Genomic DNA, 18080 nt, shown 5'->3' with positions numbered 1-18080 from the left:
TTTTGTTGGTCTAATGATAACTTCATTCCACGACTAATCTTCAGGTAAATCAATAGCTTGTTTGAAAGTTTGGATAGTATATATAATAGTAGAGATTTAAAGACATATGTTGAAAATAACTAAATACTATACTCCCTCTTTAACCCTTATATAACCATAAAATATAAGAATCCATTTTGAAAATAGATTGTTCAAGATGGATTCTTTCGTTGTGATTTAGTATTCAGTTTCATAAAAAAGCTTGATTAATTTGTTGTTCCTTCTTTAACTAAAGCACCCGTTAGTTTAAATGAAAATCTCAACAAACTGTAATTTCCCTATTGTTATTATCTAATACCTCAATCTTCACGTTACCACCAAGATAATGTGAAACCAAATCAGCCAAACCGTTAAGCGCCTTATGAAACTCATCGTTTCTTGTTTCATCTATTGATTCAATACAGAGGAATGCATTTTTAGTATTTTCTGTTAACATTGTTCTCTGAGCTTCACGCCAATTCCAGCATCTGCATATTGCACCGTCATCATCTTTATAAATAATTTCACCTTCATATGGAGAAGCATTTTCATCATTTCCCAATGGGGTAAACGGTTCATTACCATTTGCCTGTGTTAGCCTAATATCACCTACAAAAGTATTGATATCTTCTCCACCACATGGAAACCCATGACGCAATGAAATTGAATTATAGATGTCAACAAGCGGGTTTATTGTTCCGATATGATTGTCATTCTTCACTCTTTTTAATAAGGCTTCGATGGAACACCTTGCCCCTTTCTTTGTCTTGAATTTCTGAAATGCTTCTCGCCAAACGGATATGACTGGATTACTACTGAATTCCTCCTGACTAAGAAATTTATGTGCTTCTTTCTCTGCCTCTAGCAGCATCATTTCGTAAATTTCTACATCCCTTATTGAATTATCAATCCCCTGGCAAATAACGGTTCCTATTTTTGCATGAGGGAATAACTTCCAAAAACCTTCTTCTATGATAAATTTAGGCATAAAAATATCACTCCATTTTATTTTACTCATTTTCTTGGTATAATCGCTATTTATGGTGTAGCAATTTTATATTTAATCATAACACTCTTATATTTTGGAGGGGCTCGCAAAGGCGCAGATTACTCCTAGAACAATATACAGATAACTAGTTATCCGACTCTGTAACTTTGAACTCACTTTACCACCTAAAATCCGCTTTCTAATACTTGCTGCAAGAACTGCATACAGACCATCACAAATAAAAGCCAAGAGAAGAAATATTGCTCCTAAAAGCAAAAATTGTACTGGGACTGATCCAGCCGAAGGTGATATGAATTGCGGAAAGAATGCTAAAAAATAGAGTGCTGTCTTAGGGTTCATTATCTCTACGAGCGCAGATTGGTAAAAAATCTTTAATAATTTTTGGCTAGAGGCTTTTGGAATTTCTGAAGTCGTTTTATCAGGTCTAGAAAATAAAGTCTTACACCCCAGATAGATAAGATAAGCAGCACCCAAGTATTTCACTATACTAAAGGCTGTTTCTGATGTCATAAGGATCGCAGAAACTCCAATTGCTCCAGCTAAAACGTGAACCGAACCACCAAGAGATACACCAAGAACTGATACCAGACCTGCTTTCTTTCCTTGTTCTATACTTCTTGCCATAATATATAACACAGCTGGTCCGGGTATTATTAACACTGTAGCAGCAGCAATTACAAATAGCCAAATAGTTGAAAAATCCATAAGATGCATCTCCTTGTTTTACTTTTGCACACGAGTTGAAAATGTTTAGGTTATACATAATGTTTTTTTTCATTTCCCCCTATTTTTTATTTTTTTTCATCGCTTCTGCCAATTGATGAGAATTCAGGTCTTCCTCCTTCTGTAGTTGACCAATGATGTTGCCGTAATCCTCCTCATTTCGATTCTGGCTTAATTTATAAGCGGCTTGAACTTCTTGTACTTTAATCTTAAATCCTACAATACCTTTAAGTTCCCTTTCCAATAGCTGAGGCGAAAGCTTATCCCATAAAATTGGATTTTTCCGATGTTTTTCATATTTTTCTAGTAACATAACCAGGTCTTGCTTTAACTCTTCTTGCTCTAAAATAACCGGTTTGCCGTATACATGGACGGCTTGATAATTCCATGTTGGGACATTTTCATGACCATACCATGAAGAAGAAATATACGCATCCGGTCCCTGGTACATAACAAGTGCATTCTCACACGTCTCGAATGTTCTCCATTGAGGATTCCCATAGGCCATATGTCCAGTGATATAAAATTCATCGCCTTTTTTTCTAAACTCCAAAGGTATATGAGTGGCAATTGGTTTCCCTTGTTTTGTTGTGACGATGGTTCCAAAAGAGTTTGCTTGAATAAACTCTTTGACTTCATCCATGTCCGTGACTTTAAAATATTTAGGAATAAACATGTTTGAACAACTCCTTTATTGGTTTTATAAATTTTCGATATAAGTATCCTACTATACAAACTGACATCTAAAAAGGTACAATTACAAACAAATAAACATGTCAAGGTGGTTGTAAATGAAAAATACTATTTTTGTTTTGAATGATGAATCCCCCAAATACAAGCAAATATACGAGCAGTTTAAGTCTTTTATTGAGCGTGGCGACATACATCCTAATGACCCATTGCCATCCATTCGACAACTTGCAGAGTCCCTTCAAGTCAGCCGCAATACGACATTGATGGCATATGAGCAGCTTGTAGCGGAAGGCTATATCCGCGGAGAAGGGAGAAAAGGGTATTTTGTAAATGAATTAGAGCCGGTTTTATTTCAAGATACCTTCATCCCACCTGATAAAAAGCATAAAGAGGCGGTAACGCGTGTCGAAATTGATTTCAGAGCAGGGGCCGTGGATCAAACCAATTTTCCCCTGAAAATTTGGAGAAGAATATCAAATCAAGTTTTAACATTACGGGAGAGTTTTCTATACGGGGAACCCTTTGGTGAAGTATGCTTGCGTGAGCAAATCGCCGCTTATTTATTCCAATCTCGTGGAGTGAAAACAGATCCAAATGCGATTATAATCGGCAGTAGTACCCAACAAATGTTAATTCATCTTGGACAAATCTTGAAGGATGATATTGCTGGAATAATTATAGAGGATCCGGGTTATGATGGAGCGATGGAAGCTTTTCGATTTCATCGTTTCACGATTGAGACTTTACCAGTTTATGAGACAGGGGCTAATTTTTCAAAATTAGAAAAATTGAGGTCAAGGTTAATCTATGTAACCCCCTCCCATCAAAGTCCACTAGGTGTAAGTATGTCTATCCAGCAAAGACAAATGCTTATTCATTGGGCTAATAACAAAAATGGATTTATTATCGAAGACGATTATGATAGTGAATTTCGCTATACTCAACAACCATTTCCAGCACTTGCATCCATTGATTCAACGAGAGTCATTTACCTAGGGAATTTCTCAAAGTCCTTTCTTCCAGGAATCCGCATAAGTTATATGGTATTGCCCCAGTTAGTATTAAATCTTTATAAAAATCAATTTCTTCATTTTGAGAGTACTACTTCACTCCTAAGCCAGCTTACAATGGCTAAATTTATGGAAGAGGGAGAATGGAATCGCCATATTAAACGAATGCGGCTTGTGTATAAGCGAAAAATGCAGTGCTTAGTTTTAGAATTAAAAAAGCACTTCAAACAAAGTATATCCATTATTGGGGAACAGTCTGGTTTGTACGTTTTAGTTAAGGTACATCTAAATCGTTCAGAAGAATGGTTAATCGAGCGTGCTTCCATTTATGGGGTTAAAGTGTATCCTACCTCCATCTATTTCATAAAAAACCATCCTGCAGAAGCAATTATTAAACTTGGATTCAGTAATCTTACCTGTGATGAAATTCAAGTAGGCGTGAAGCTTTTAAAAGAGGCGTGGGCATAAAAACACCCCTTCGTCGTTAGTTGAGTTTAACGATTGAGGGGTGTTCCAATTGAAAGATGTCTAATTTCAGCGTTCCTGTAACCAGGACTTTTTTATTTTTTCCCATAACAATTTACTTAAAAAAGTTGCTCCTATAGATAATCAATAATTTTTCTTGTGTCCCTTTTTAACAAATCCTCAGTCTTTTTCTATATTTTTTCTTACTTTTTGAAGAAGATTAAAAATGGTTTCTACTTCTCTTTCGGAAAATCCCTCTAATGCAACGATGTTGGAATAATTTTGGCTCTCTTTATAAAAGGAAAAACATTTTTCCCTTTCTCTGTTCTAAAAGTTTGGAGAGTATTTACGGCCATCCTTTGTGGTTTGTATTCATTTCACACTGAATGAGTTCTACTGCTTCTTCAAACATCTCTCTATCATTTCTTTTTAGTCCTGCTAATAATAGTGTCACGTTATCAGCTATCAGGAAAAAAGAGAGCTTTTCGAACTTATCTTGAGCGTTTTCTTCCTCTCTCAATTCCATCACTTTTTTAGTAAATGTTTCTCCACACTCTTCTAACAAATATAAATATTCATAATCAGGGTCACCAATCTTCATGTCACCAAAATCGATAATTCCAGTTATTTCTTGCCTCTTTAGATCAAATAATAAATGGTCCATCGATAAATCAGCATGAATAAGCTTAGGTGAATATCTGAAATGGTTTTTATCTTCTAGGTATGTTTCGAATCGAAAAGCAATATATGATTGCATATCATGATTGATTTTAGGAAAGGCTTTTTCCTTCACCTCGTTGAAAGTCTCTAAGTAATATTGATAGAAATTCGATTCAGGTATATTTAAATTCTTCGCCTGTTCAACACAGAATGAACTGATCTGATTCATAAACTCGGCGATTTGATGGGCGATTTTACTCTTTGTTTCTGATGGTAATGAGCAAAATAGTTTTTCATCCATAGGCTCTCCTGGCAATAATCTGTAACCGACAAAGGGATAACCATTATCTTGTTTCCCACAATAAATAAATTCCGGTATTTTTAGAGAAATATGTTTTTTTATGCTTGGTAACGCATTTATTTCTTTTTCTGTATCAATAGCTCCTTCTTTTTCCTTCGGAAATCGAAATACTATCTCATGATTGATCAGATAGGCACGACTCATCCATCCCTCGCCAAGTTGCATTATATGACTAATTTTCAAGTTCTTAAAATTAATCATAATCATTTTTTTAACCCACTCAAACTCAGCATACTCGATACTGTTATCCATCCTATTTTGTCTCCTTTACTAGTATGGGGACTTCTTAGAATGACCCTACATACCGAACAATTTTGTTTAAGTAAACGAGAAAATAAAAAACGGCCATACCCTTGTCGTATAAGGGTTTTTGAACAAGGAAATTCCAAACTAATTAATTTAGCAACATTACTAAAGCTTTTTCAATATCTTCCTCTAAGTTATTTTTCGATAAGTCATATAAAGTACCAGAACCTTTTAAATAACCTCCGAAGTAATACCATAAGCCTATGGTCTCTGCATAAATGTCTTCATTTAACTTTTGCCCATCGTAATCGATTGCTATTTGAGAACGGTATTCTTTTACAAGACATTTCTCAGAAGTTGAATCTTCAATTTCATCCCCATCAATATCCCTACTAATCCATATACTAAGATTCGTTTTACCTTGGTTTTCGAATACTTTTGCGTATTTTCTTTGAAGAACCATAGTCAGTTCTTCTCCTAACTTCTCTAATTCAACTATATTCTTTGTTAACTCTTCGTTTATCGTACTTACTGGTATTAAAACATACCTATCATCAATATTATTTTGTTCATCATGTTTAAATAACTTTTTATATTTATCGAACAAGCTTTTCCCACCCATCTTAAGTAAGAGGTATATCAGTTTTGGACTTTTTTCTTTAACTAAAGCACCCGTTAGTTAAACAAGCAACTTCTCTTCTATTACAAATTATGTTCGTAGAGTGCCTTACTCCTATTTAAATAATTTCAACTGAAAAAACAATTAAATTGTGTATAATAGTAATTGAATGAAAATTCCGATAAAAGTAAAGGAGGAAATTTATGAATATTTTAAGCGGAACTTTATCCTTATCAATATCTTTTATTTTATATATCTATTTGTACGGTCTAAAAGCTGATTACTCAGTTAAATACAATTCAGGCTTTTTCTTTTTCCCAACAATATTGTTAGCGATTGCACTAGGCTGTTTCGGATATGAATATTTTCAATACTATAAACGAAAATTTAGTTAATTAAATTTAAAGTATCTACTTTACCTAGATAAAAAATTGTTATTCGATGAAGCAAACATAAGAGTTCAATTCTCTTTTATTGTTTCGTTTTTTGTGTCAAATACGGCATAAAAACTCTCCTACTCTTATTCAACTAAACTGCCGCGTTAGTCGAATAAGAAAAACGACCCTACATGGCGAAGGGACGTATAATAAACATTTACTTTTCTGCTGAGATTATTAAGAACATAGGTCTACGGAGTTCATCTTTCATTTCAGGAATACTCTTTAACATTTCTTCAGAAGGAATTGGTTCCTTGACTATCCTTACAATAAAACCAGCATTAATTATGTCATTGATATAAGTTGAAAATGTATGATGATATTTTATAACGTTTTCAGTTAGGAATGTTGTTTCACGCAATCCTTCCGATTGGTAATTGTCAACTGCCCAATGCAGACGATTCCCTTTGTCATCATAATACCAATCTTGTTCGTTCCGAGAAGTGAAAATTGGATGTTCAACTGAAAAAACAAAAGAACCTCCAGGCTTAAGGCAATCATAGACCTTTTTACAGATTGCTTCAAACGACTTAATATAGTGAAAAGCCAATGAACTGATGACAACATCAAATTGAGAGTCTGAAAAATTAATGTCTTCAATCGACATTTTAATATATGTAATTAAAGAATCATTCGTCATTTCACGAGCTTTTTGAAGCATTTTTTCAGATATATCTACTCCAATAACAGACCTTGCTTGCTGTTCACGAGCATAACGGCAATGCCAACCGAAACCGCATCCCAAATCAAGTACACTTTTATTTACTAGTTCTGGTAATAGTTCTTTTAATACGTGCCATTCTCCCGCACCTTCAAGTCCTTTGACTGAACGTGGCATTTTTTCATATGCAGAAAAGAAATTCACATCATCATATTTGTTTTGCTTCATAATTTATTCAACTCCTAAATATTAATATAGCCTCCTAAAACAATTCGTCGTTAATTTCCAATCACTCCACTGAATACCATAAGGAAATTTAGAAGGATATGCCAGATGATGGCCGGAATGATGCTATTTGATTTGATAGTTACAACAGCATAAAAGAATCCACCAAATGCAAAGCCGATGCAGATAGGCCATGGAAAACCAAGTGAGTAATGCTGCAATCCAAATCCCAAACTGGTGATTATAACAGCCCATTTCTCACCTAACTGCTCTGTAAACCTGCTCAGCAGTACCCCACGCCATACCAGTTCTTCTAGGATTGCATTGGAGAATGAGAAAATAATGGCAACCCAAAAAACTTCCATGATAAAATTCCATCCATTCATGATAATGAACGGCAACATGACAGCAATGTTAATCAGGAAGGCAATTGGAAGGAAAACTTTTATCTTAACATGATGGAATCCGGTCCAGATGAATGGGAATATAATAATTCCGTTCCAATCTGGCCTCTTTAGATAGTTTATAAATGGAACCTTTATGTATAAGGAATAAGTGAATAATGGAATTAGGATAAAAACCAAGGAAAGCCGATTGAGGAAGATATCCATTTCCGATGTTTCTACGCCTGGCACCGCAAAATCCTTGGCGAATAAATAGATGATAAAACCAAGTCCGAAAAGTATGGTCGTCACAATAAACAGCTTGCCCGACTTTTCCACTATAAAATATATAAAGAGTACAATAGTTGCCCAAACGATCAATAACGTGTAATTCCCTGTTTGAAGTAAAACCAACAGTACTGCAAATAGGAATAAAAAGACGATGTTCTTCATTATGTCTTTGCTAATAATCTCACCCCCATTCCGATTTTTCCTACATTCGGAATTCCATATATATTAACTAGTTCGACACTCTTCTAAAAAACTCCTATTTATTCAACTCATTAGCAGGACATTAAAAAGAATAACAAGCTTCCTATTCAGCTCAATAATCTTTACTAAAACACGCAAAGTTGAATCAGCACCTTTTATTTTATTACACATTATGATCGTACTGTGTACAATCTTCTAACTAAAATCTCAATCTTCCCTCCTGCATGATATAATTTTATAGGTTCCATACATATAGAAAGGAAGATTAGATGTCCAAAAATTTTAATGTATACATACGACCGCTTATCCTCTCAGATGCTGTCGAATTACTAAGTTTAGAAAAGAGAAATCGAGCTTTTTTTGAAAACTATTCTATAACTCATCCAGAAAATTACTGGACTTTAGAAACTCACAAAGAATTAATCGAAAAATGGGAACAAAATACAAAAAAAGAAACTGAATATCGGTTCGGAATTTTTAAAATTAACGATGATATTCTTATAGGTACTATCGGTTTATTTCAAGTTCTCCGTGGACCTCGTGAAAGTGCGCTTTTGGGCTATTCCTTAGACCAAGAACATAATGGCAAAGGTTATACTACCGAAGCTGCCAATTTAGTTGTTAATTATGCTTTCGAAATTCTAAACTTACATCGAATTGAAGCTGGAGTGATGCCAGATAACATAGGTTCCATTCGAGTATTAGAAAAAGCTGGTTTCCATAAAGAAGGAATAGCTAAGAAAAACGTTAAAATTAATGGGGCTTGGGAAGATCATCAGATGTTAGCTATAATAAATCCGAATGACTAACCTTGTAATTCATACTAATTATTAGACAATCTCTATCTCCACTCATTTAAATTATGAGTGGAGATTGAGATTGTTTATGACGTATTTTGTGTCAAATGCGACATAAAAACTCCGATTCTCTTCTTCAACTAAACTGCTACGTTTGTTTAAGTGTAACATTTCACAATAAATCGCCTAAATCTACTTGATGTTTTGAAAGTAAAAATAGACCATCAAAAATGGTCTATTTTTACTAAAGCACCCGTTGAACGCTAAATGCATAGGTACACCTAAATTCATTTGTGTAATTCCATTTTAAGCTGATCATTTGGAGGGCTTCTCCCCTGATAAACGGTAATAAGGAAAGCAAAAACAATACAGTTTTATTATTGTATAACTTATTTTGTATCAGTGTTAGTCGTTCCATAGTACCAACTTTTATAAAATTGCTTCTAAATAAAATAAAGCAGAGAAGTAACTGAGTATACTTATCTGCTTTACAGTCTTTACCCTAATAACTTTTGATATTCTGGATTCTTATCAAACTCAGCTTTTGCAAAAGGACATAGCGGAGTCACATGTAATTTTTCTTTTTTTGCATATTCAACAGCTGCTTTTACTAATTGTTGTCCTACATTCTGTCCTCTTAAATGCTCTGCTACGTGCGTATGATCTAATATAATTCGAGTTTCCCCTGCACGAACAAAATGTACTTCTGCTTCGCTATTTTTCTCATCACCAATATAAAATGACTGACTACCTTGTTTAATTTGCAGCAACCTTATTCCCTCCTTACATTTTATATTTTAATGCACCGCTTGGACATCTATTAATTACTTCGGCTACTTTTTTAGCATCTACTTTATCAAGAGAAATCCACGGCCTAGCTTTTACATTAAAAACTTCTGGTAATCCTTTAACACATTCAGCAGCGTGTTTACAAATTTCTCCATCGAAATAAACTGTAATATTTTCTCCTTTGTACTCCCGGTAGCTCATTTTTATCACACCTCATTTTTTCTTCATTTTATAGTAAACTACCAATCAAATCAATTTAAGATAATATGAAATTACGTTCAAATAAAGTTTACTGATTTCATTAAAAAGTTGTTAACTTAGCATAGATAACAAAAAATACAACTAATTCTCCCATAATAATAATATTAGGTACTGTAATGATTAAATTAATAAGGAGAAATCCAATTAAAATACCTAAAAATAACCCTAAATGATATACTTTTAATCGTTGTTTCTTATGTCTATATTGATGAAAAACAAATGAAGTTGATAAAAAGTAGAGTAATACCGATCCAAAAACGAAAAATAAAATAAAATAATAATTAACCTCATGCACAAACAGTAATCTGATCGACGCTGCAATCATGCTTAAAGACATTAAAATGAATAAATGACCATAAATTATCATTTGACCCGCTGTTTTTTTAGATTTATCGACTTTCTTTTCTAAATTATCGAAGTACTGCCACCACATTGATATGATTAAAAGAAACGAAACTATAGTAAACAAAATGGAATTCCAATCTCCTTGTTTCGGTTGGATTACAACAAGCGTACTAACTAGAGTTTCACCGAAGAGAATGATAGTAAATAAACCAAATCGCTCTAATAAATGAGCTGTATTTGTAGGCACCTTCAATAATCGCTTCCGTCCAATAATTGGGATTAAAATATCCACAAAGATACCTGTATACAATATAAGATACCTAATCCATGAGTCAAAAAAGACGGAGCACAATGAAATAATAATGCCAACCCAAAAGTATTTTCCAAAAAAGTGTGCTGCTTTCTTTCTAGTCCCTACTTCTGTCCGTTGTACAACAAGATATTGAATTGCAATTAATGCCCTTAGTCCAATATAACCTATTAGAAAAGATTTATAATACGAATCAAAATCTACTGACAAACTCGCAATCATTACTAACGCAAAGAACATTTGAAGAATTAAAAATATACGGTGATGAAATAAATCTTCCCCGAATCGATTGATAAACATTGTTTGTCCTACCCAAGCCCACCAAATGGGTATAAAAATCAATACAAACTTTAATAGATAGTCTGAATGGATATATCCATTTTCAACATGAAGCAAAACATGAGTTACAGTAGCAATAGCTGCTACAATTAGCAAATCATAAAATAGCTCTAACCAAGTGACCTTTTTTTCTTCCATTTTGCTCCAATTCCTCCACTATCTTAATTGGTAATTATTTTATGTTCAAAATAAGAAGTACCACTTTGACTGCATCGAACAGGTCTGTATGCTGGCCAAAGAGATATAAATATTTTATTCCAGTTAAATTGTGATTTACATTTCACACAGTTTTGTAACCCCATATAGATCCCCTCCCTTATTTAAATTTACTATAAAACTCAAGATACTTATTGTACTATACTGCGCCTTAATTTAAGTGTAACATTTCACAATGGATTTCTGAGATTCGCTTAATATATTAGATAAAAAATAGACCATCAAAATGATGGTCTTGTTCAACTAAAGCATCCGTTAGTTTAAGTGCATTCTTTCACAATGTGTTTCTCATGCTTTTTTCTATTATCACTTGTTTTACTTTTCTCCAATCATCATCTGTAATTGAGTATATTACTGCATTTCTAATATATCCGTTTTCAAGAATTCTTTCTTTTCTTAAGATACCTTCTTTAATAGCTCCTAAACGTTCGATTGCTTTTTGAGAACGGACATTTCTCTCATCTGTTTTAAATTGTACTCTTATCATCTTTAATTCCTCAAAACAATATTTTAGTAGTAGATACTTACACTCTGAATTGGCAAAAGTCCCTAAAAAGTTTCTTGCATACCAAGTTGCACCTATTTCACATGACTTCTGACTTATGTTAATTTCGTAAATACTTGTTGTTCCAATAATTTCATTAGTTTCTTTTAAAACAACAACAAACGGTAATGCCTTCATTTGATTGCGAAGTTGAATTTTTTTGGACACATGTTTTTCCATTTCAGTTACCGATTTAATTTCACCAAACATATATGTCCAAACTTCAGGGTAGCTAATAGAAAATAAATATCTTGCATTCTCTTGTTGTAAAGGTCTGAGTATGATGCTTTCACTCTCTAAGACAGGTGGTTCTATAAACAATAACTGACTCAAATAGGTTCTCTCCTTAATTAAAACAATTTTTCACTAAAATATTCTCTTAATACATCTATTTCAACAAAGATTATAACGATTCCTTCCTCAACTAAACTGCCCCGTCAGTTAAACAAGCGCCTTCTCTTCTATTACACATTTTTATCATAGTGTACAGTAAAAGAAACAGTTTACTTAATTATTGTTCACGAAAAATAAAGTTGTACCGTTTTGTAAAAGTTAAACTGTTTGTAAAAAAGATAAACATAATATGCTCAAGGGGAAAGTATAATTGAATTAAGATTCATAGAAATAAAACTACAAATACTAGGAGGATTTTTATGTTCCAAAGCTTAGACCATTTTTTGAAATCTTGGGAGTTCGAAGCTAGTTCTACACAGAAACTACTAAATATTCTAACTGATGAATCACTTAAACAGGAAATAACTTCACAAAATTGGAGTTTAGGACGTATTGCTTGGCATACCGTTACAGCTATTCATATTATTACTTCCAATACAAACTTAACGTTCGAAGCACCAACTAACGATTTTCCCGTTCCTACTTCGGCTCAATTTATAGCAGAAAACTATTACCAATCCAGTAATGCATTTGTAAAAGCATTAAAAACTCAATGGACTGACCATACATTGAAAGAACGAATTGAATTTATAGGTCAACAAATGCCAAATGGTTCACTATTATTGTTTTTGATTCAACATCAAAACCACCATCGAGGACAAATGACTGTTCTTATGCGACAGGCAGGATTAACTGTTCCAGGCATTTATGGTCCGTCAAAAGAGGAATGGGCAAAGTTTGGTATGAATGCCCCGCAGTAATAGTAAACGGATCCGTTTTAGTAGTCTGTAATTCTATTAATTCATTATGTAGTTGCTTCTTTGAGACGGAACTATGAAGTATAAATCTCAATTCAATTGTTGATAATGCCTATACACTGAACCGAAAGCAGTCTGGGAAGCACTATTGACTATACACCAGTCTAGGTTCTGTATTCTTCGCAACATGGTCGTACAGTCTAGCAACGATCTTTGGCATGATATAGATTCCTTTTTTATCTAATTCTATTTCGCCTATACCCCAACCCAAGAGGTCAGGACTTTCTACCAATCGGAAAGTCTTTATTATTTTTGAGAGGGTTTATTATTTAAATATTTACCTTGATAATGGTGATATATCCAATTGCCACAAAATTGTTTATCTTAAATGCAATTTCAAAAATGTATTTCGCTTTATGGTCGCACTGTGCAGTAAGGTTTGACGAACAGATGATTCATTTGTTACAATCTCCCTATTAAATAGGAAAAGGATGAGGACGATGGTTCGTCGTTTGAAACGGTTTAAGAATGTTGCTACGGCATTAAGCTTCTAAGTAAAAAAATAATTTATACTACTTAGAAGCGAGGGAAAAAAATGAAACAACATCGATTTAACCACTGGTCTGAAATTAAGTATTTAAAAGATATTGTCACCAACCCAATGATTGAAGTAGGAGAATACTCCTACTACTCTGGTTATTACGATAATCATGATTTTGAAGATGGGTGCGTTAGATACTTATGGGGAGATGAAAAATCTAGAAAGTTATTTAACCCAATCGAAGACAATGGTTGGCATTTAGATAAGTTGATTATAGGAAATTACGTATGCATTGCAAGTGGTGTAATTATATTAATGGGTGGAAATCACAATCATCATTCTGAATGGATTACCGTCTATCCTTTTATGGAGCAAATTGAAACTTCTTACGAACCAAAAGGGGATACAATAATCGAAAATGATGCCTGGATTGGTATGAATGCAATGATTATGCCCGGTGTGACAATAGGTGAAGGTGCAATTGTTGCGGCTGGATCAGTTGTTTCGAAAGATGTCCCACCATATACGATAGTAGGAGGCAACCCTGCTAAAGAGATAAAGAAACGATTTACAGACAAAGAAATCGAAAAGTTGAAAGAAATGCGTTGGTTCGATTGGGAACGTGAGAAAATTGAACGAGCTAGTCATATCTTATCCAGTTCATCTATTAACCATTTATACGACTTTTATCAAAGGGAAATTAAACAATAACGGATTAATTTTAAATCATCACATTGAAATAAATAAGAATAAGTTTAATCATAGTCTCTTCTTAATAGCTAATTAAGAAGAGACTATTTTTAAAGTAAAAACTCAACTCTATACAGTGCTACTCCATTAATAATCCCAGAGGACATTAATGCTGCCTGTGCATAATCCTCAGGGACTAACATGACTGCATATAATGTTGCAACTACTGAACCTCTTTCATTAGATAATGTAAATTCTGACAAGATAGATCGAAGAATGTTCTACACTTTCTTCAACTAACCTGCTGCGTTAGTTCATAATCACTCCGTATATTAAAGCTGTAAAAATTTATGTGCGAAAACTATATTAAAAAGCCTTATCGATATATTAGAATTAGAAACAGCTTTAAATCTACCTACAAAACGACTGTTATAGTTCCTATGTTTATATAATATCCGATATCTAGTTTTTCAATTTCTACTACTTCACCTTCGTATAGCTACATAGATCATATTTTTAGGAATTACTAAACGCCTTGACTCATCTCCTAAATGTGAAAGTATACAAAAATCATCATTTTTGTTAAAAACTTTTTTATTATTACAACTTAACAAAAAAATGATATATAAAAGTGACCATCTCATTTGGGAGAAGGTCACTTTTTTCGATTAGATTCAAATTTTTTTTGATATACGTAATCGAATCGTACTGTTTTATTCATCTTAAACACGTGTCTCCTTATTTGTTAAAAAGTGAACTCCGTGTATGGCCTATTAATGTGTTTACTTTTTATTTTGTTTTTTCTTAATTGTCTCTTTGTCAGCACGATTAAATTCTTTTTGATATAAAACTTCTTGCATTGAAGACAACCCATTATCCTTCATTGTGAACTGCTCATGTGGTTGCTTACGGTTTTTCATCGTGAACACTCCTTTCGTATTTAATCTTTTTAGTTTTACCTTTGTAACCAATGATATTCGATTGAAAAGAAATTAAATTTGTTAAAATTTTATTATGATTACTTGTGCTATCCATTGAATCGTGGTTGTTCCTTTAGTAAGTGTAATTCTTATCTTGTCATTAAAAAATACATAACAAGGACTATTAAGCACAACATACACTTATTCAACAATCGAGCCCTTTCGATAATATCTTCTATTTAGCAAATACAGTTTATTTGATTTATAACAAAGAATTTGTTAGCGGAATAAATGACCAAGCGAACCCCTCGTTAATGCGAAGGGTGTTTCAAATAGGAAAGAAAACCAAAAAGATGTTCCAGTCTGATCCCATAAACCAGGTGTAAAATAAAGTTCTTTCGGATTAATGAGCACCTTAGGGTCAATGATATCTGTCAAATAAAATACGATTAACAGTGGTATATAACTTATCGCCAATTCAAAAACGTATTCGCATACCTTTTATATCTAGTAGCTTTTGAATTAGTTGCCGTTCTCAGTGCTTCAAATTGTTCTTTTATTCTAGGCAAGAACTCTCGCTCTTTTTCGCTCTATCACCTAGCGGAAAATCATCCTTATTTTTTCCCATATTTCAAAGACAAAAAATTATTGATTCCAATTTTTTTCGCTACCTTTTGCGGAATAGCCTTCCGTTTATACTCCTCAAAACCCATTCTTTTATATAAATTCATTGCTGGAGTATTCGTATCCGCAACTTCTTCAATAACGTAATTGTTGTACGTTGTATTTTCGAGGATATGCTGGATTATTTGAGATGCTACGCCCTGTCCTCTGAATTCAGGAGCTGTTCCAACAAATTCAATCGAGCCTGTATTGGGAGGGGAATTTTCAAAAGGGACTTCAAATTCCTTTTTTAAAAAGATCCCGGCCATGCTTCCCTTGAAGAAACCTAAGTGCTTTCTCAGCTCTTTTTTATTTAATCTTACCGATGATGTTTTCCCGTCCGTACATGCCGTCACTCCTGCAACTTTATCATTAACTATGGCTATATAAAATTGATCTAATACAAACATGTGGGAAAAAGCCTTTGCAATGATGTTTTTATCTTTGGAAAAAAAAACAAGCCATTGACTGAAGCCTTCCGCAAAAATTTCAGACATTTGCGTCCTTACATCTAAATCAACTTCATCGGCTTTTACAATTAGAAACTTATTACCTCCAGATTTCATATTGCATTTTCCTTTCATTTTTAATGAATTTATTTTCAATATAAATTCATACGACACATCGTCAAATTATATTCAACAATCTGGCCCTTTAATTAAATAATACAGCTGGAATTTAAGGGGCAAAGAAAAAACCTATATTAATACAGGGTTTTATCAAACTTTGTTTTGAACTGTGATAGTTTCTCTTTTGTTAGAACATCCTGTAATCGTTACAAAGCTAATGTAAACAAAACATAAAGTAACCTTTGTACCATCATATTATCCCTCTTTATTATTTTAACGTTAATTCTCTATTAAGTTTCTTTTTCCACTAAACTGCCCCGTTAGTTCAATAAGAAAAAAGAGTTGCCTAAGCAACCCTATGATTCTACTAAAGCACGCATTACTTTAAGTGTAATTCTTCACAATCTTCCATTTCTAATTAATCTTATTCGATAATAGATTCTCAAAATTGTGAGTACCAATCCAATCATGAAAATAATCGCCAATAAGAACATCGCAGCTGGCCAAAGACCGAATGCATCTAATGTGGTGGAACTGTTATTTTTTAATGTTGGAAGAATAAATAATAACCATCCTATACCAACGACAGGTATCAATTGCGGTATTAAACGTAGAAAGAACCTCCAAGCTGGATGCTGGTTACGTTTATCCGTCCATTTTTTACTTCTTCGTATACCTCTGATTCCTAATATCAAGCAAATCAATGTGATAGCACCAAGTGATAAATCGATCATTTTAGGAATTGAAGATTTTATTTCAGGTTCTTTTCCTTCTGTCAATTGAATAACTCCAGAACTGATCTCATATGCATGTTCGAATGTAGTGGTGAAACTATTCAGTAAAACGGCAACCGAATAGCCGCTACTTGGAACGATATCTTGCTGGGATTGAAAAGTAGAGATTGAACCGCTATGAGAAATGCGAGCCGGCTTAATATTGGAAGAGCTTAAAGACCAACCAAGTCCATATTTTTCGGCCTCAGATTGTGGTGAATAGGACTCTTTTAGTAACTCTTGTGATAGTAATTGTTCTCCTTTTTCATTTTTCCCGTCGTTCGTATGCATAGCTAACCATTTCCCCATATCACTAGCAGTCGTAAAAATACTCCCTGAACCACTGAACATTTTTTCAAGCTCCGTCCATGGCATTGCCGTACCATATAACGTGACATATCCTCTAGGTATATCTAAATATTTTGTAATATCCCCAGAGTTAACTACTGAGAGGGAATCATTCATTCCGAGCGGTGAGAACACATTTTGTGTTAGGTAGTCATTAAACTCCATCCCACTAATTTCTTCTACTAAATAAGCTAATGTCCAGTAGTTTGCATTACTATATAAATACTTTTCTCCAGGGTTGGATTGTAGTTTCCAATCATGAAGACGTCCTACACCTTCTTTTAAGGTATTCGCTGGTGCTACAATGGTAGGATTCGGTAGACCAGATGTATGACTCAACAAGTGACGTACTGTCACCTGTTCCCACCTTTTATCATTTAGTTTTAATTCAGGAAGATAATTTACTATAGAATGATCCAATTTAATTTTTCCTTTATCAACCAATTGTAAAACTGCAAATGCAGTAAATGGCTTCGAACCAGAAGCAATACCAATAATAGACTTCGCTGTCAGTGGATCTCCGTCAGAATCATGCCCAAAACCTTTTTCATATAGTGTCTTCCCATCCTTTATGACTACAATAGCTGCACCAGGCAATCCGTTTTTCACCATATAATTCGTAACATACTCGTCAACTTTCGCTGTATCGAACATTTCATCAGCCTGTGCTGGTAAAGGAACAAACAATAGAGGAATCGAAATAATTAACATCAATAAAATAATTACACTTTTGTTTTTAGACACATTATTTACCCCTTTCTTCATTAATTTTTTATTACGCTACTGTCTTTCATTCGCAAATGATCGACAATTCGCCCTCAT

Annotated in this window: 20 protein-coding genes and 2 pseudogenes; 5 read left to right on the top strand and 17 right to left on the bottom strand. The window is 33.7% G+C overall.

The window, feature by feature from the left end; genetic code table 11:
• Positions 1-298: 298 nt before the first annotated feature.
• The 3 genes from P2Q73_RS09825 to P2Q73_RS09815 form a co-directional block, all read right to left on the bottom strand.
• Complete coding sequence (locus P2Q73_RS09825; protein ID WP_275786452.1) at positions 299-1006, bottom strand: B3/B4 domain-containing protein; 708 nt, start codon at positions 1004-1006, stop codon at positions 299-301.
• A gap of 87 nt (positions 1007-1093) precedes the next feature.
• Entirely contained in the window at positions 1094-1732 is a 639-nt protein-coding gene (locus tag P2Q73_RS09820) for a LysE family translocator (RefSeq protein WP_275786450.1), read from the bottom strand.
• Between the two features lie 79 nt (positions 1733-1811).
• On the bottom strand, positions 1812-2426 hold the full coding sequence (locus P2Q73_RS09815) for an FMN-binding negative transcriptional regulator (protein ID WP_056830171.1): 615 nt from the start codon (positions 2424-2426) through the stop codon (positions 1812-1814).
• Positions 2427-2541: 115 nt separating this feature from the next.
• On the opposite strand from P2Q73_RS09815, the gene pdxR reads away from it, so the two are divergent.
• A complete protein-coding gene (gene pdxR, locus P2Q73_RS09810; RefSeq protein ID WP_275786448.1) occupies positions 2542-3921 on the top strand; it encodes a MocR-like pyridoxine biosynthesis transcription factor PdxR in 1380 nt (459 codons plus the stop codon).
• A 177-nt stretch (positions 3922-4098) separates the two neighbouring features.
• On the opposite strand, the pseudogene P2Q73_RS09805 reads toward pdxR, so the two are convergent.
• The 3 genes and pseudogenes from P2Q73_RS09805 to P2Q73_RS09795 all read right to left on the bottom strand — a co-directional run.
• Positions 4099-4250, bottom strand: a pseudogene (locus P2Q73_RS09805) (MarR family transcriptional regulator); the annotation flags it as partial.
• Between the two features lie 14 nt (positions 4251-4264).
• On the bottom strand, positions 4265-5191 hold the full coding sequence (locus tag P2Q73_RS09800) for a phosphotransferase family protein (protein WP_275786446.1): 927 nt from the start codon (positions 5189-5191) through the stop codon (positions 4265-4267).
• A 142-nt stretch (positions 5192-5333) separates the two neighbouring features.
• Entirely contained in the window at positions 5334-5792 is a 459-nt protein-coding gene (locus tag P2Q73_RS09795; protein WP_275786444.1) for a hypothetical protein, read from the bottom strand.
• Between the two features lie 215 nt (positions 5793-6007).
• On the opposite strand from P2Q73_RS09795, the gene P2Q73_RS09790 reads away from it, so the two are divergent.
• Complete coding sequence (locus P2Q73_RS09790) at positions 6008-6199, top strand: hypothetical protein (RefSeq protein ID WP_053589310.1); 192 nt, start codon at positions 6008-6010, stop codon at positions 6197-6199.
• A 199-nt stretch (positions 6200-6398) separates the two neighbouring features.
• Here P2Q73_RS09790 and P2Q73_RS09785 read toward each other — a convergent pair whose 3' ends face one another.
• On the bottom strand, positions 6399-7130 hold the full coding sequence (locus tag P2Q73_RS09785; RefSeq protein WP_275786443.1) for a class I SAM-dependent methyltransferase: 732 nt from the start codon (positions 7128-7130) through the stop codon (positions 6399-6401).
• A 50-nt stretch (positions 7131-7180) separates the two neighbouring features.
• Complete coding sequence (locus P2Q73_RS09780; RefSeq protein WP_056830180.1) at positions 7181-7963, bottom strand: CPBP family intramembrane glutamic endopeptidase; 783 nt, start codon at positions 7961-7963, stop codon at positions 7181-7183.
• A gap of 308 nt (positions 7964-8271) precedes the next feature.
• Between P2Q73_RS09780 and P2Q73_RS09775 the strand changes: the two genes are divergently transcribed.
• Positions 8272-8811: a GNAT family N-acetyltransferase gene (locus P2Q73_RS09775; protein WP_275786440.1), complete on the top strand. Its 540-nt coding sequence runs from the start codon at positions 8272-8274 to the stop codon at positions 8809-8811.
• A gap of 485 nt (positions 8812-9296) precedes the next feature.
• On the opposite strand, the gene P2Q73_RS09770 is transcribed toward P2Q73_RS09775, so the two are convergent.
• The 5 genes from P2Q73_RS09770 to P2Q73_RS09750 form a co-directional block, all read right to left on the bottom strand.
• Entirely contained in the window at positions 9297-9569 is a 273-nt protein-coding gene (locus tag P2Q73_RS09770; RefSeq protein WP_253278895.1) for a GNAT family N-acetyltransferase, read from the bottom strand.
• Positions 9570-9582: 13 nt separating this feature from the next.
• Entirely contained in the window at positions 9583-9789 is a 207-nt protein-coding gene (locus P2Q73_RS09765) for a (4Fe-4S)-binding protein (RefSeq protein ID WP_053589306.1), read from the bottom strand.
• Positions 9790-9889: 100 nt separating this feature from the next.
• Positions 9890-10981, bottom strand: a complete 1092-nt coding sequence (locus tag P2Q73_RS09760) for a low temperature requirement protein A (protein ID WP_275786438.1) — start codon at positions 10979-10981, stop codon at positions 9890-9892.
• A 23-nt stretch (positions 10982-11004) separates the two neighbouring features.
• Positions 11005-11145, bottom strand: a complete 141-nt coding sequence (locus P2Q73_RS09755; protein WP_156350752.1) for a hypothetical protein — start codon at positions 11143-11145, stop codon at positions 11005-11007.
• 188 nt (positions 11146-11333) lie between these two features.
• Entirely contained in the window at positions 11334-11936 is a 603-nt protein-coding gene (locus P2Q73_RS09750; protein WP_056830188.1) for a GNAT family N-acetyltransferase, read from the bottom strand.
• Between the two features lie 320 nt (positions 11937-12256).
• Between P2Q73_RS09750 and P2Q73_RS09745 the strand changes: the two genes are divergently transcribed.
• Positions 12257-12757 (top strand): DinB family protein, encoded by a 501-nt coding sequence (locus tag P2Q73_RS09745; RefSeq protein ID WP_056830190.1) that lies wholly within the window; start codon positions 12257-12259, stop codon positions 12755-12757.
• Positions 12758-13349: 592 nt separating this feature from the next.
• Positions 13350-14006 carry a CatB-related O-acetyltransferase gene (locus P2Q73_RS09740; RefSeq protein WP_056830192.1) on the top strand — a complete coding sequence of 219 codons (657 nt, stop codon included), beginning with the start codon at positions 13350-13352 and terminating at the stop codon, positions 14004-14006.
• A gap of 761 nt (positions 14007-14767) precedes the next feature.
• On the opposite strand, the gene P2Q73_RS09735 is transcribed toward P2Q73_RS09740, so the two are convergent.
• From P2Q73_RS09735 to P2Q73_RS09720, 4 genes and pseudogenes are all read right to left on the bottom strand, one after another.
• Complete coding sequence (locus P2Q73_RS09735; protein ID WP_156350754.1) at positions 14768-14905, bottom strand: YfhE family protein; 138 nt, start codon at positions 14903-14905, stop codon at positions 14768-14770.
• 283 nt (positions 14906-15188) lie between these two features.
• A pseudogene (locus P2Q73_RS09730) lies at positions 15189-15426 on the bottom strand (DUF2812 domain-containing protein); the annotation flags it as partial.
• A gap of 93 nt (positions 15427-15519) precedes the next feature.
• Positions 15520-16134, bottom strand: a complete 615-nt coding sequence (locus P2Q73_RS09725; RefSeq protein WP_275786420.1) for a GNAT family N-acetyltransferase — start codon at positions 16132-16134, stop codon at positions 15520-15522.
• A 401-nt stretch (positions 16135-16535) separates the two neighbouring features.
• The gene (locus tag P2Q73_RS09720; protein WP_275786417.1) at positions 16536-18002 is read right to left on the bottom strand and encodes a serine hydrolase domain-containing protein; all 1467 of its coding nucleotides are present in this window, start codon (positions 18000-18002) and stop codon (positions 16536-16538) included.
• Between the last annotated feature and the right edge of the window lie 78 nt (positions 18003-18080).

This window comes from Bacillus sp. Cr_A10, assembly GCF_029222665.1.
Taxonomy (GTDB): domain Bacteria; phylum Bacillota; class Bacilli; order Bacillales_A; family Planococcaceae; genus Psychrobacillus.
This window is presented reverse-complemented; position numbering and strand designations above follow the sequence as displayed.

Bases quoted from the DNA above. Each gene is read 5' to 3' on its own strand.
- P2Q73_RS09735 (WP_156350754.1), bottom strand. From the start codon at position 14,905: ATGAAAAACCGTAAGCAACCACATGAGCAGTTCACAATGAAGGATAAT.
- P2Q73_RS09775 (WP_275786440.1), top strand. From the start codon at position 8,272: ATGTCCAAAAATTTTAATGTATACATACGACCGCTTATCCTCTCAGAT.
- P2Q73_RS09780 (WP_056830180.1), bottom strand. From the start codon at position 7,963: ATGAAGAACATCGTCTTTTTATTCCTATTTGCAGTACTGTTGGTTTTA.
- P2Q73_RS09825 (WP_275786452.1), bottom strand. From the start codon at position 1,006: ATGCCTAAATTTATCATAGAAGAAGGTTTTTGGAAGTTATTCCCTCAT.
- P2Q73_RS09790 (WP_053589310.1), top strand. From the start codon at position 6,008: ATGAATATTTTAAGCGGAACTTTATCCTTATCAATATCTTTTATTTTA.
- P2Q73_RS09725 (WP_275786420.1), bottom strand. From the start codon at position 16,134: ATGAAATCTGGAGGTAATAAGTTTCTAATTGTAAAAGCCGATGAAGTT.
- P2Q73_RS09740 (WP_056830192.1), top strand. From the start codon at position 13,350: ATGAAACAACATCGATTTAACCACTGGTCTGAAATTAAGTATTTAAAA.
- P2Q73_RS09785 (WP_275786443.1), bottom strand. From the start codon at position 7,130: ATGAAGCAAAACAAATATGATGATGTGAATTTCTTTTCTGCATATGAA.
- P2Q73_RS09745 (WP_056830190.1), top strand. From the start codon at position 12,257: ATGTTCCAAAGCTTAGACCATTTTTTGAAATCTTGGGAGTTCGAAGCT.
- P2Q73_RS09765 (WP_053589306.1), bottom strand. From the start codon at position 9,789: ATGAGCTACCGGGAGTACAAAGGAGAAAATATTACAGTTTATTTCGAT.
- P2Q73_RS09800 (WP_275786446.1), bottom strand. From the start codon at position 5,191: ATGGATAACAGTATCGAGTATGCTGAGTTTGAGTGGGTTAAAAAAATG.
- P2Q73_RS09820 (WP_275786450.1), bottom strand. From the start codon at position 1,732: ATGGATTTTTCAACTATTTGGCTATTTGTAATTGCTGCTGCTACAGTG.
- P2Q73_RS09755 (WP_156350752.1), bottom strand. From the start codon at position 11,145: ATGGGGTTACAAAACTGTGTGAAATGTAAATCACAATTTAACTGGAAT.
- pdxR (WP_275786448.1), top strand. From the start codon at position 2,542: ATGAAAAATACTATTTTTGTTTTGAATGATGAATCCCCCAAATACAAG.
- P2Q73_RS09815 (WP_056830171.1), bottom strand. From the start codon at position 2,426: ATGTTTATTCCTAAATATTTTAAAGTCACGGACATGGATGAAGTCAAA.
- P2Q73_RS09760 (WP_275786438.1), bottom strand. From the start codon at position 10,981: ATGGAAGAAAAAAAGGTCACTTGGTTAGAGCTATTTTATGATTTGCTA.